This is a genomic window from Stutzerimonas azotifigens (genome assembly GCF_013522725.1).
GTDB lineage: Bacteria > Pseudomonadota > Gammaproteobacteria > Pseudomonadales > Pseudomonadaceae > Stutzerimonas > Stutzerimonas azotifigens_A.
Genome location: NZ_JAAMRF010000005.1, coordinates 147507 through 159935 on the forward strand (window position 1 = coordinate 147507; position 12429 = coordinate 159935).

The following is a 12429-nucleotide window of genomic DNA, read 5'->3' on the forward strand; positions in this document are numbered from 1 at the left end:
CAGGTAGCAAGCCAGACACCTGCGCCGCGCGACCGGATAAGACGTTAGCCTTCCTGGACCGGCAGGTTTGCCGCCTTCCAGGCCATCCAGGAGCCCGGAACATTGGCCACATCACGAAAGCCGGCCTTCTTGAGGATGCTGGCGGCGATGGAGGCGCGATAGCCGGAGCCGCAGTAGGTGGCGGTGGTCTTGTCCGGATCCAGCTCGTTGAGCCGGTCAGCAAGGTGCGCGACGAAGATGTGCCTAGCGCCAGGCACCCGGCCCGCCGCGACCTCTTGAGGGCTGCGTACATCCAGCACCTGCACATCGGGCGCTTCACGACGTGCATTCAGTTCATGAACCGTCCATTCCTGAAGCCTGTTCAGCGGTAGCGCCGCGTTCTGCCAGTCCGTCATGCCGTTGCGTAGATAGCCGCGAATATCGTCAAGGCCTATCCGGTAGAGCTGGGTGACAGCCTGGTGAACATCGTCGGCCGATTCGCCCACCAGCAGGATCGGGCGAGCGTCGTCGAGCATCCAGCCAGCCCAGTTCACGAACTCGTTGCGCAGGGCAATGTTGATCGCCCCGGGCACGTGCCCGCCGCCAAACGCGAGGATCGAGCGGACGTCCACGACCTGCATGCCGCGCGCCGCCAGTGTCTCGAACTCGGACGGCGCGAGTGGCGGTGGTAGGGAAGCGCCCTCCATCTGTACGGCCGAACGCACGTTCAGCTGTTTCAGGCGCGCGTAGTGACGGGGTGGTTCCGGCATGTCCGCCAGTAGCCAATCGATAAACTCGTCCTCGCTCCGCTGCTCGCGCAACGCGGGGTTGAAGAGACGCTCGCTGCCGAGCGTGGAGTGGCGTCGGTCGCCGATGGATTTGCCGCAGGCCGAGCCGGCGCCGTGGCAGGGGTAGATTTCGATCCGGTCGCCAAGGGGCAGGTAGTGATCGAAAAGTGTGTGGTACAGCGCGCCGGCGAGTTTTCGTTCACTGCCTTCGCCCAGCAGGTCGGGGCGCCCGACGTCCAGGTTGAACAGGGTGTCGCCGGTAAACAGCGCGATCGGCTGGTCGCCCTGCTGGGCGTCGAACAGCTGCAGGGAGATGTGTTCTGGCGTATGCCCGGGCGTGTGCATGACTTGCAACGTGGCCTGCCCGAGCTCTATGGTCTCGCCACCGCTGACCTGGCGAAGCTCGAACTCGTAGTTATCCGCGCGACCGCCGATGATCTGTGCCCCGGTGCGCTTCGCCAGCGCCTGGGCGCCGGACACGAAGTCGGCATGGATATGTGTTTCGATGGCGTAGGCGATTCGCAGGCCTCGCGCCTTGGCCATTTGCAGGTAGATATCGATGTCGCGGCGGGGGTCGATGACCGCGGCTACCGCGGCCTTGCTGTCGCCGATCAGATAGGAAATCTGCGCCAGGCCGTCTGTATAAAAAGGTTCGAAAACAAGCATTGCCACCTCCGACGATGGTTAACGGATTGCTCAGTCAACTATTCGGACGGTGTGCGTGGCTGGACGTTCAGGCTATCGAGATGCCGTCATCAGGGAGCGGGAGCCTGCAGGCTGACCACCAGCTCGACGACGAGACCATCCGCCTGCGGTACGAAACGCAGATCGCAGGCACAGCGCTCGGCGATCGCCTTGACAATGGACAGGCCCAGACCACTGCCTTCACCTTCGCCGCTGCGCCAGAAGCGCTCCGTCAGACGCTCGAGCATTTCCGGCGGGATGGCCGAGCCGTGATCCTGCACGCTGAAGCGAACCCGGCTTTCATCCAGCTGGGAGATCGTCAAGCGGATGGTCGTGCCGTCCTGGGTATGGCGGCGGGCATTGTCGAGCAGGTTGCGCAATGCCGCGACCGCCAGGGTGGGCGGCATCGCCAGTGGGCGAAGGGAGACCTCTTGCGCCCCGCACAGCTCGATGTGCGGCCCAGGCTGCTGGCTGGCGTCAGCGATCGCCAGTTGCGCGACTTCGAGCGCCGTGCAACTGAGCCCGTCATCAAAGGACACGCGGCCTTCCACTCGCGCCAGCATGAGCAGCTGTTCGAGGATCCGGTGCAGACGATCCGTGCCGACCTCGGCCTGGGCCAATGCCCGTTTCGCGGTATCGCCCTCGGTCATGGCCGCCACCTGCAGGTGGGTCTTGATGGCGGTCAGCGGGCTGCGCAGTTCATGGGCGGCGTCATCGGTCAGCCGGCGTTCGCGTTCGAGCATGTGCGCGATCCGCGCGAACAGCTGGTTCTGGGTTTCGACCAGGGGCGTCAGCTCTCGCGGCAGCCGCTCGATGTGCAACGGCTCCACCGAGTCGGCGCTGCGTTGCGCCAGGGCCGTGCGGATTCGTCTGAGCGGCGCTAGGCCGTTGCCGATTCCGATCCACAACACGATCAGGCTGCCCAGCAACGCGACGAAAACCGGCAGCGCCGCGGCCAGGAGCACCGAACGCTGGAGTGCGCTGCGCTCGTCAAGGCGATCGGCCGTGGTGATGCGCATGCCGTTCTGGATGAAGGTGAAGCTACGCCAGGCGGTATCGCCGATCATCTGGTCGTGAAATCCGGTGCGCTGAGCGTCGAGGGCACTGTCTGGCGTCGCATGGCTGCGCGCCAGGATTTCACCCCGTAGAGAGCTGATCTGGCAGGCCAGGCCGTTCTCGATGCCCAGTTGTTCGGCGCTCAGACGGGTGCCTTCGCCCAGTTGCGGTTGCGGCAATTGCACCAGCAGACCCGCGACCATCCGCGCCGACGCAGCAAGGCGCTGATCGAGGGACTGCATCAATTGATTGCGAACATCGAAGAGCATCCAGGTCGCGGCCAGCGCCCAAAGCAGCACGAAGGCCGAGCCAAGGGTGAGGGTCAGGCGCAGGCGCAAGCTCATGGGTCGGGTGCCTCGGTGGGAGCCGACGCATGGCCGGCAGGGCCCAGGCGATAACCGATCCCCCTGACGGTTTCGACGATGCCGTTACCCAGCTTGCGCCTGAGATGGTGGATATGGACATTCAGGGCGTTGCTTTCAACGTCATCGCCCAGTCCGTACACGGCGTCCTTGAGCTGCTCGGCCGATAGCACGCGGCCGGGATTCTGCAGTAGCGCCTGGAGCAGCGCCTGTTCACGGCGCGACAGGTCCACGGGTTCGCCTGCCATGAACGCCGCACAGGCGGCGGGATCGTAGCTCAGCGGGCCGTGTTCGATCATCTGTGTCGCCCGACCGGCAGCGCGGCGCAGCAGGGCATGCAGGCGGGCGGCGAGCTCACGCAGGTCGAAGGGTTTGACGAGGTAGTCGTCAGCGCCCGCCTGAAGCCCGGAGACCCGCTCGGTTACCGCATCCCGGGCGGTCAGGATCAGCACAGGCAGCTCGAGGCCGCGGCGGCGCAGGCGCTGCAGAAAGCGCAGGCCGTCTTCGTCAGGCAGACCCAGATCGAGAATCATCAGGTCGAAGCTGGCTGTGCGCAGCAGCGAGTCGGCCTGCCCGGCCGTAGCGGCATGGGCCACGCTGAAGCCCTGGGCTTCGAGCCCGGCGACGATGCCACTGGCGATCAGTGCGTTGTCTTCTGTCAGCAGTACGTGCATGTGGGAATCGCTTGATAGGCAGCAGTCAGTATCGTCCGCCTGGATTAACGGCGCGTTAGCAGATGGTACGCCGAGTTGCTCGTGCCTCAACGCCGCTCAGCCTTACAGGTTGTGTCCGGGCAAGCCTCGTTAATCGCCTCTTAATCCCGAGTCGGCAAGCTCGCCGTCGAATCGGGTAATCGGGTGTTGTGCATGCGAGCGCTTTTTATCTTTCTGGCCTGCTGCCTATGGTCCGTGCAGCTGGCGAACGCTTCGCCGTTCACCTTCGGTCAGAAGCAGCAGGACTTTCTGCCCGTGGACGAAGCGTTCACGCTGCACGTCGAGCAGCCTGACGCTGGCGGAGTCGTGCTGCGCTGGGACATTGCGCCCGGCTATTACCTCTACCAGGAGCGCCTACGATTCGCAGGGCTGGCACCGGGGACCGAGCCCCAGTTGCCGCCTGGCGAGCCCTACCATGACGAGTATTTTGGTGATTCGCGAATCTATCGCGACAGCCTGGAAGTGCAGCTCCCCGATGCGAATATCGCGTCGCTTGAACTCGGCTGGCAAGGCTGCGCCGATGCCGGCCTGTGCTATCCGCCGCAAACCCGCACGGTAGACCTGGGCGGCAGCAGCACGCCTCCGTCCACGCCGGTTCAGGCCGACGACCAGGCCTTGGCCAGCGGGCTACAGCAGCAGTCGCTGGGCTGGAGCCTGCTGATCTTCTTCGGACTCGGCCTGCTGCTTGCCTTTGCGCCCTGTTCGCTGCCGATGCTGCCTATCCTGGCCGGCATCGTGGTGGGTAGCCAGGCCGGGCCTCGCCGCGGCATGGCCCTGGCTGGCGCCTATGTATTCAGCATGGCGCTGGTCTACGCCGCCCTTGGGGTGGTGGCGGCGCTACTGGGTGCGAATCTGCAGGGATGGCTGATGCAGCCGTGGCTGATCGCAAGCTTCGCTGGCCTGTTCGTGCTCCTGTCGCTGCCCATGTTCGGCTTCTTCGAGCTGCAACTGCCGGCCGGCCTGCGTGATCGGCTGGAGCAGGCCGGCCGCCAGCGCCGGGGCGGCAGCCTCGCCGGGGCCAGCGCGTTGGGTGTGTTGTCCGGGCTGCTGGTGGGCCCTTGCATGACCGCACCGCTGGCCGCGGCGCTGCTGTACATCGCCCAAAGCGGCGACGCCCTGAACGGTGGCCTGGTGTTGTTCGCGCTGGGCCTGGGGATCGGTACGCCGTTGGTGCTGCTGGTGACAGTGGGCAATCGCTTCCTGCCCAAGCCTGGGCCGTGGATGGATCGCGTCAAGGTGTCCTTCGGTTTCCTGTTTCTGGTCGCCGCCCTCTACGTGCTGCGTCCGCTGTTGTCCGACCCACTCTGGGTAGGGCTGTGGGGCGCGCTTCTGGTCGTGGGCGCCAGCGGGCTGTTGCACCTGTCGCGGGAACTGGTGCGGCATCAGGCGCTCAGCCGCGCGGTGGCGTCGCTGGCTGGTATATGGGGCGTAGCGTTGCTGCTCGGAGCGGCTGGCGGCGCACAGGACGTCTTGCGGCCGCTCGGTGTATTCACGGGCAGCGTTGCGTCCTCGCAAGGTGCAGAGCCTGCACACGGATTTGTCGGCTTCAGCGAGCCGGCCGACCTTGATCGTGAGCTGGCTGCCGCCAGGGCCGCGGGCCAGTGGGTGCTGGTGGACTACTACGCCGACTGGTGCGTGTCCTGCAAGGTCATGGAAAAGGAGGTGTTCGGCGACGCGCAGGTGCAGGCGGCGCTAACTGGCGTGCGGATTCTGCGGCCGGACGTGACGCAGACCGATCCCGCCAGTCGTGAGCTGCTGAACCGCTATCAGGTCATGGGGCCGCCGACGCTGCTCTTCATCGGCCCGGACGGGGAAGAGCGACGTACCCAGCGCATCACTGGCGAGGTCGATGCGAATCAATTTCTGAACAGATGGAACCAGACTATGGAGCGTGGCTGATGCTGACGATCAACCTGGGGCCACTGGCACTTGCCGTCCCACATGTGCTGATGCTGGTGAGCCTGTTTATAGCGATGCTGACCGGCTGGTGGGTTGGGCGGCGCAGCGAGCGGAATCCGGAACAACAGCTCTTCAGGCTGCTGCTGGTGGCGCTACTGGTCGCGCGGCTGGCCTTCGTGCTGGTGTACGTCGAGCATTTCCGAGATGAGCCCTGGCGCGTGATCGACATACGTGACGGCGGTTTCATTGCCTGGCCGGGCTTGGTGGTGGCCGTTCTGTTGGGTTCCTTGCTGGCCTGGCGCGACAGCGGGCTGCGCCGACCGCTGGGCGCAGCGGTGCTGGTGGGTGTGCTCAGCTGGGGGTTCGGGACCTTTGCGTTGCACGCGTTCGAGCAGGGCACGCGACTGCCTGAGATGGGCCTGCGGGACAACCAGGGTAAACCCGTCGCCTTGCAGGATTACGTTGGCAAGCCCCTAGTAGTCAACCTGTGGGCCACCTGGTGCCCTCCTTGCAGACGAGAAATGCCAGTCCTTGCGCAGGCGCAACAAGACAACACCGACGTGACCTTTCTGTTCGTCAACCAGGGCGAGGGCGAGCGATTGATTGCCGACTTCCTCGACGGCGAAGGGCTCGGCCTGGAAAACGTCCTGCTCGATACCGGCGGTCGTCTGGGCCAGCACGTAGGGTCTGCGTCGCTGCCCACCACGCTTTTTTATGACGCCGAGGGACGCCAGGTTGGCAGCCACCTCGGCGAGCTGTCCCGTGCCAGCCTGGCGCGCGCCCTTGAGCAACTAGAGGTTAAAACCCAGCCATGAAACCGGTACGTTCACTTTCGTTTTTTATCTCAACGCTCGCCTTACTGCCGACGCCCTGGGCGCTGGCCGAAGCGCTGCCTCCCGCGGTTCAGGCCATTGAAGCGCGCGGAGCCAAAGTGGTCGGCAGTTTCGACGCGCCGGGCGGATTAAAGGGCTACGCGGCGCGTTACAACGGACAAGGCATTGCGCTGTATCTGACACCGGACGGTGATCATGTCGTGATCGGCAGTTTGCTGGACGCCGCTGGCGAAGACCTGACCAAGGCACCGCTGGAAAAGCTGGTGTATGAGCCGATGAGCAGCGAGATGTGGCAGCGGCTCGAAAGCAGCACCTGGATTGCTGACGGCGCGGCTGAGGCGCCACGGGTGATCTACATGTTTTCCGACCCGAACTGCCCGTTCTGCAACATGTTCTGGAAACAGGCACGGCCCTGGGTCGAAGCAGGCGACGTTCAGCTCCGTCACGTCATGGTCGGCATGTTGCGCCCGGACAGCGCAGGCAAATCCGCTGCGCTGTTGGCCGCGAAAGACCCTGAAGCGGCTCTCAATGAGCACGAGGCCGCGGGCAAGGCCAGCGCGCTCAAACCCATCGAGCGTATCGCGCCCGAGTTGAATGAACAGCTTGAGGCGAACCTCATCCTGATGGGCGAAATGGGCGCCTCGGCGACCCCGGCTATCTATTACCTGGATGAGCAAGGGCGTCTGCAGCAGCATCAGGGCGCGCCTCGTCCCGAGGCGTTGAATGGCATCATGGGGCCGTTGTCAAAACGCTAGCAACACCACACGGTCAGTCAGCACCGGCACCTATAACAAGAACGATCTGGAGGCTACATGAACGTCCCCCTCTGGCCCTTGGCCGGGCTCTTCCTTGCGATCTCCGTGTCCGCGCACGCCGCGGATGCCGCTGCGGTGTACAGCAAAGGCGGGACCAACCCCGCCGCGATGGCGTGCGCTACCTGCCACGGCGCCGAGGGTGAAGGCATGGCTGCTGCAGGATTCCCCCGCCTGGCCGGCTTGTCGGCGAATTACATGCGCAAGCAACTGGCTGATTTCGCGTCCGGTGCGCGGGCGAATCCAATCATGCAGCCCATTGCCGCGGCCTTGAGCCATGAGGAAGCCGACGCCGTCTCGACGATGCTGGCTGACAAGCCGCAACCGCAGGTCGAGCGAATCGACCGCACCGCGTTGGTCGACGGGCCTGGCGAAAGCCTTGCGCTGCGCGGCGCCTGGGATCGCAACATCCCCGAGTGCGTCGCCTGCCACGGCCCCAGCGGAACGGGAGTAGGCGACGCCTTCCCACCGCTGGCCGGGCAGTCGGCACAGTATCTGTCGTCTCAGTTGACCGCGTGGCGTCAGGGCACCCGCAAGAACGACCCCAACGACCTGATGGGCCAAATCGCACGTAGCTTGACCGAGGACGAGGTAACGGCGGTCTCGACGTACTTCGCAGGCCTGACTGACAAAGGAGCAGCCAAATGAAGACCCATACAACCGCGCTGCTGTTGATGTCATTGGGCTTCCCGGTGCTCGCGGACGACATCGCGATGGAAGATCAGTCGCAGATCCTGACCGGAGCAGGTGATCCCGCCAGCAGCAAGTACTTCCAACCGCCAAAGGAAAGCGAACTGCCTGACAACACCTACGGGCAGTTGGTACAGCAGGGGCGCGCCATATTCGTCGATACCAAGACGCATGCGCCCGACTATGTCGGCAACGGCCTGGCCTGTGCGAACTGCCACCTCGAACAAGGCCGGAAAGCCAACTCTGCACCGCTCTGGGCTGCCTACACCATGTATCCGGCGTACCGGAAGAAAAACGACAAGGTGAACAGCTATGCCGAGCGCCTTCAGGGCTGTTTCCAATTCAGTATGAACGGCAAGGCGCCCGAGGCTGACGGCCCCGTTATCGCCGCGCTTTCAGCCTATTCCTACTGGCTTGCAACCGGAGCACCCACAGGTCAAGAGCTGTCAGGTCGGGCCTATCCGGAAGTGCCACAACCCGAAGGCGGATACGACCTGGCGAAGGGAGAACAGGTCTACGACGCACAGTGCGCCGTCTGTCATGGGCCGAACGGGGAAGGGCAGAAGTCTGGTGACCTTTATGTATTCCCGCCACTCTGGGGCGCGGACTCGTTCAACTGGGGTGCAGGCATGCATCGAATCAACACGGCTGCGGCGTTCATCAAGGAAAACATGCCACTGGGCAAAGGCGGCACCCTGCCAGATGAAGACGCCTGGAACGTGGCGGCCTTCATGAACAGTCACGAGCGACCGCAAGACCCACGCTTGATTGATGGCTCAGTCGAGAAAACCCGAGATAAGTACCACGCCAATGACGGCGTGAACCTTTACGGGGAAATCGTAAACGGCAAGATGCTAGGGAAGGGGATCTGAGAAGCAGGCAGCCGCTAGTTTCCTCACATTGCGTTGACAGTCCGCTTGTGGCCCAGAGTGTGTAAAAACGTCCGTACAAACCTTTGCTATGATTTCTGAGAACTTCATCGCAAGGGAAACCCATGAAACGGTTTATCCAGGGTGAACACCGAGGTCAAAGCACCTTACTTCCCGAAAGCCTCGACGACTACGTCAGCGATACCAATCCGGTTCGGGTGGTTGACGTTTTCGTCGATGAACTCGATTTGGCCAATCTAGGTTTTGATGGCGTCATTCCAGCCGAAACCGGCAGACCTGCCTACCACCCGGCGATCCTGCTGAAGATCTACATCTACGGTTACCTAAACCGAATTCAATCGAGCCGACGTCTGGAGCGAGAAGCCCAGCGCAACGTCGAACTCATGTGGCTAACCGGGCGTTTGATGCCCGATTTCAAGACCATCGCCAACTTCCGAAAAGACAACAGCAAGGCCATTCGCGGCGTCTGCCGCCAGTTCGTTTTGCTCTGCCAGCAGTTGGGGTTGTTTGACGAAAACCTGGTTGCCATCGACGGCAGCAAATTCAAGGCAGTGAACAACCGTGACCGCAATTTCACCAGCGCCAAACTGAAGCGGCGCATGGAAGAAATCGAGGCGAGCATCGGCCGTTATTTGGCTGCGCTCGATGCGGCTGATCGACAGATTCCTAGCGCCTCCGCGCCAGACATTGCCAGCCTGGAAGATAAAATCGCCAAGCTCAAATCGCAGATGAAAGAGCTTCAAGGGATCGAAACTCAGCTCAACGATTCCCCTGACAAACAGGTTTCGCTGACCGACCCGGATGCCCGTTCGATGATGACGCGCGGCAGCGGTATCGTCGGCTACAACGTGCAGACGGCGGTCGATACGCAGCACCATTTGATTGTTGCTCATGAGGTCACCAACAGAGGTTCTGACCGCGACCAACTCAGCTCGATGGCCAAGCAAGCTAGGGAAGCCATTGGCGCAGAAACATTGTCGGTAGTCGCCGACCGAGGCTACTTCAAGGGTGAAGAAATCCTCGCCTGTCACGATGCAAACATCACCGCTTATGTGCCAAAGCCGATGACTTCAAGCGCCAAGGCTGATGGCCGGTTCAACAAAGATGCCTTCGTTTATGACGCGACGAAAAACAAATATACATGCCCGGCTGGCGAGGCACTGATTTGGCGATTCTCCAGCGTTGAGAAAGGCATGAATATGCACTGTTACTGGAGTTCAAAGTGCCAGAGTTGCGCGCTGAAAACCCAGTGCACGCCAAGCACAAATCGTCGAGTAAGGCGCTGGGAACATGAAGCGGTGCTGGAGGAAATGCAACGCCGGCTGAACCAAGCACCGGAGATGATGCGGGTTCGAAAACGGACTGTTGAGCATCCCTTCGGGACGCTCAAACAATGGATGGGAGCAACGCACTTCCTGACTCGAAAACTGAATGGGGTGAGCGCAGAAATGAGCTTGAATGTGCTCGCCTACAACTTGAAGCGGGTGATGAAAATCATCGGCACCGAAGGCTTGTTGAAGGCGATGGCGGCGTAAAAGCCCAGCTTTTACTGCCCCAAGAGGTGCCAAAGCGCTTCATACGCGCTCTGAAGCGTTACCGGCGCTGATCGTGGTAAATAATCGGGAAATCGCCACGCCCAGGAGCAATGGGCTGAAGCACGCAAGATAAGAAAGTGTTTTTACACACTCTGGGCCGGTTGCTGCCTGCCACAATGGCAGTTTCGGATTGTTCTTCGCCAATCAGCCAGGTTTCTTCCAAGGCCAAGTGAGCTAACAGCTGCCTGCCAACATACTCACTTACCGTAATACCTTGGTTCGCGATAAAGCGCGCCAGGTCGGCGTAGCAGGGCCCGTCTGCACGACGTTCTGCCTTGCGGACGAAGAGCTTCTCGCCGCAAGGCGAGAAGCGGTGCGGTCAGTGCCGGGTGGGCTTGCTTCCCGGCAGGCACTGCACGAGGATGCGCCGCCAACTGCCATCGTCGATCAGTTGCTCCAGCGTTTCGCCGAGCGAGTCGAAGAACACTTGATCGATGCGTTTGACCAGTTCCCCGTCGCGTTTCAGCTCGATTGCGTAGAGGTCGTCGGCACGTTCGTACAGCACGGTAACCCGCCCCTGGAACTTTGCTGTAGCAACGGTGAAGTTGATCGCCGGAGGCGTCCTGATGATGTCGTCGGGCAGCGGATCGACGAGGGAGAAATCCCGTGCACCGGCATCCACTAGTAAGTGGGTGACGCGGCGAAAGCCATCGGGAGCAGGTAGCTGTTCAAGCTGATTGATGAGTTCCTGCAACTCCGGACAGCGTGGCTGTGGGAGCGGTAGCTTGGCCGGTGCCGAGCCGAGAATGTGCGTTTGCACCGTATAAGGCGTGCCGTCTGCGGTGTGCTCAGTGCGCTCTTCCGGTGTGTCCGCTCGCAGACCGTCGAAACGGCGTCGGGCATACGGTTGGACCTGTACCTTGGTGCCCTCGTCAGGCACCTGGGTCAGCAGTGCGCGATCAAGCACGGCGAACTCGGCACGGCCGATCTTGACGACGATGGCGTCACCGGTGTCGGCGATCACCTTGCCCTCGAAGGGTTTGGGGTCGATGTGGAAACCCCACGCTGAGACCTTGGGTTGTCCGTCGAAGATATTGAACTTGAACGTACGGACATTACGAGGGACATGACCGGCGACCAGAACGGGCATTTGGGCGCGGATGGCTTGGGTATCCATTGGAGACTCCTTAATGAAAAAGGGACTCCTGCCCGCAAGGGGGGTGTCCCTTGAGGGGTGGATGGCGCGACATGCGCCGGATAACAAAACAACCAGTGCGGTGAACCGCACCCCAGCCTTTAAGGTTTCGACTGCCTGGGATGTTGCCGGCGACGCCAGCGAACATGCTGCAACGATAGTGCGCAGTCGGCGGGCTTGCGCGTGGCAAATCGAAACCGGTGGCCGCCGTATTGACGTCTCCAAGCACTTTTACGATGGGTTAGGGATAGAGACGCTAGTGCTGGCGTCCTGTTGTTAGGGCGTGGCTTGCAGCCTGGTGCGAACAAAAATACTCGAAGGACTCGCGCGAAGCCGGACCGCTGTCGTCGGCAGTGCCGATGAAGTAGCCGGCGGTACTGCGGCGTACCTCCAGAGGCAGGCGTTTACCTGCTTAGGTCAGGGCCAGATAACCGATTGGTTCAGTGCAGCGTGACTGAGGTGCATGGGACATGGAAGATGTCTCCTGGCTGGAATGGAACAAGGCACCGACGCCTTGCAGGCGTTCGGGCGTTCATGGGACAGGTCAGGCTGTGACCACCTGCAGTTCGCCGTTGCTCTCGAAGATCAACTGCATGAATGCCCGGGCCAGCTTCGGCTGTTTCGGGTGGCCAGGAGAAAGGGGCCGAAGGCCTGGGCCTTCGGCTGTTGAGGAAGAAACCACCTGTGAGCTGCTGCAGGGAGTGGCCGTCGTCAAAGCCATCCGCTGTTGCAGCGATTACACTCGACCCTTGTCGTGGCTGGGGTCGAAATCCTTTGGCACGCATCTGCGTACAAAAGGAACCCGTTGTTTCGCCGGTGGGTTCCGGCGCTGAATACCGTTTGACCCGAAGGGTCTCCTGGGGGCTCGACCTGCTGTTGAGACAAGGCGCCAGGGGACCCTTCGAAGTGAAAGCTAGCAGATCATAAAGTCCATGTGGTACGGGCTGCGAATGAATCCGCCTTCTCGTCAAACCAGCTAATCGCCGGCGACGC

General features: G+C 62.1%; 10 protein-coding genes. 6 read left to right on the forward strand and 4 right to left on the reverse strand.

Translation table 11 applies throughout. The features are described 5' to 3' along the window. Window positions 1-44: 44 nt before the first annotated feature. From G7026_RS11490 to G7026_RS11500, 3 genes are all read right to left on the reverse strand, one after another. Entirely contained in the window at window positions 45-1433 is a 1389-nt protein-coding gene (locus tag G7026_RS11490) for an MBL fold metallo-hydrolase (RefSeq protein WP_028238031.1), read from the reverse strand. A gap of 89 nt (window positions 1434-1522) precedes the next feature. Continuing rightward, window positions 1523-2851 (reverse strand): sensor histidine kinase, encoded by a 1329-nt coding sequence (locus tag G7026_RS11495; RefSeq protein ID WP_034008186.1) that lies wholly within the window; start codon window positions 2849-2851, stop codon window positions 1523-1525. Further along, window positions 2848-3543: a response regulator gene (locus G7026_RS11500; protein WP_034008185.1), complete on the reverse strand. Its 696-nt coding sequence runs from the start codon at window positions 3541-3543 to the stop codon at window positions 2848-2850. The genes G7026_RS11495 and G7026_RS11500 overlap by 4 nt, the downstream gene beginning before the upstream one ends. Window positions 3544-3735: 192 nt before the next feature. Between G7026_RS11500 and dsbD the strand changes: the two genes are divergently transcribed. From dsbD to G7026_RS11530, 6 genes are all read left to right on the forward strand, one after another. Next, a complete protein-coding gene (dsbD, locus tag G7026_RS11505) occupies window positions 3736-5481 on the forward strand; it encodes a protein-disulfide reductase DsbD (RefSeq protein WP_075750112.1) in 1746 nt (581 codons plus the stop codon). Further along, window positions 5481-6296: a TlpA family protein disulfide reductase gene (locus tag G7026_RS11510; RefSeq protein ID WP_017940150.1), complete on the forward strand. Its 816-nt coding sequence runs from the start codon at window positions 5481-5483 to the stop codon at window positions 6294-6296. Before dsbD ends, G7026_RS11510 begins: the two co-directional genes overlap by 1 nt. Further along, the gene (gene dsbG / locus G7026_RS11515) at window positions 6293-7069 is read left to right on the forward strand and encodes a thiol:disulfide interchange protein DsbG (protein WP_028238027.1); all 777 of its coding nucleotides are present in this window, start codon (window positions 6293-6295) and stop codon (window positions 7067-7069) included. Before G7026_RS11510 ends, dsbG begins: the two co-directional genes overlap by 4 nt. A 57-nt stretch (window positions 7070-7126) precedes the next feature. Next, a complete protein-coding gene (locus G7026_RS11520; RefSeq protein ID WP_045431035.1) occupies window positions 7127-7774 on the forward strand; it encodes a c-type cytochrome in 648 nt (215 codons plus the stop codon). Beyond that, entirely contained in the window at window positions 7771-8688 is a 918-nt protein-coding gene (locus G7026_RS11525; RefSeq protein ID WP_017940153.1) for a c-type cytochrome, read from the forward strand. The genes G7026_RS11520 and G7026_RS11525 overlap by 4 nt, the downstream gene beginning before the upstream one ends. A 122-nt stretch (window positions 8689-8810) precedes the next feature. Continuing rightward, window positions 8811-10241, forward strand: a complete 1431-nt coding sequence (locus G7026_RS11530) for an IS1182-like element ISPmo1 family transposase (protein WP_168423114.1) — start codon at window positions 8811-8813, stop codon at window positions 10239-10241. 379 nt (window positions 10242-10620) lie between these two features. Here the strand turns inward: G7026_RS11530 and G7026_RS11535 are convergent, their stop codons facing one another. Further along, window positions 10621-11418 carry a GTPase gene (locus tag G7026_RS11535; RefSeq protein ID WP_181070890.1) on the reverse strand — a complete coding sequence of 266 codons (798 nt, stop codon included), beginning with the start codon at window positions 11416-11418 and terminating at the stop codon, window positions 10621-10623. Window positions 11419-12429: the final 1011 nt, after the last annotated feature.

Coding starts and splice junctions, on each gene's coding strand:
- G7026_RS11535 (WP_181070890.1), bottom strand. CDS start 11,418: ATGGATACCCAAGCCATCCGCGCCCAAATGCCCGTTCTGGTCGCCGGT.
- G7026_RS11500 (WP_034008185.1), bottom strand. CDS start 3,543: ATGCACGTACTGCTGACAGAAGACAACGCACTGATCGCCAGTGGCATC.
- G7026_RS11520 (WP_045431035.1), top strand. CDS start 7,127: ATGAACGTCCCCCTCTGGCCCTTGGCCGGGCTCTTCCTTGCGATCTCC.
- G7026_RS11530 (WP_168423114.1), top strand. CDS start 8,811: ATGAAACGGTTTATCCAGGGTGAACACCGAGGTCAAAGCACCTTACTT.
- G7026_RS11490 (WP_028238031.1), bottom strand. CDS start 1,433: ATGCTTGTTTTCGAACCTTTTTATACAGACGGCCTGGCGCAGATTTCC.
- dsbG (WP_028238027.1), top strand. CDS start 6,293: ATGAAACCGGTACGTTCACTTTCGTTTTTTATCTCAACGCTCGCCTTA.
- G7026_RS11525 (WP_017940153.1), top strand. CDS start 7,771: ATGAAGACCCATACAACCGCGCTGCTGTTGATGTCATTGGGCTTCCCG.
- G7026_RS11495 (WP_034008186.1), bottom strand. CDS start 2,851: ATGAGCTTGCGCCTGCGCCTGACCCTCACCCTTGGCTCGGCCTTCGTG.
- G7026_RS11510 (WP_017940150.1), top strand. CDS start 5,481: ATGCTGACGATCAACCTGGGGCCACTGGCACTTGCCGTCCCACATGTG.
- dsbD (WP_075750112.1), top strand. CDS start 3,736: ATGCGAGCGCTTTTTATCTTTCTGGCCTGCTGCCTATGGTCCGTGCAG.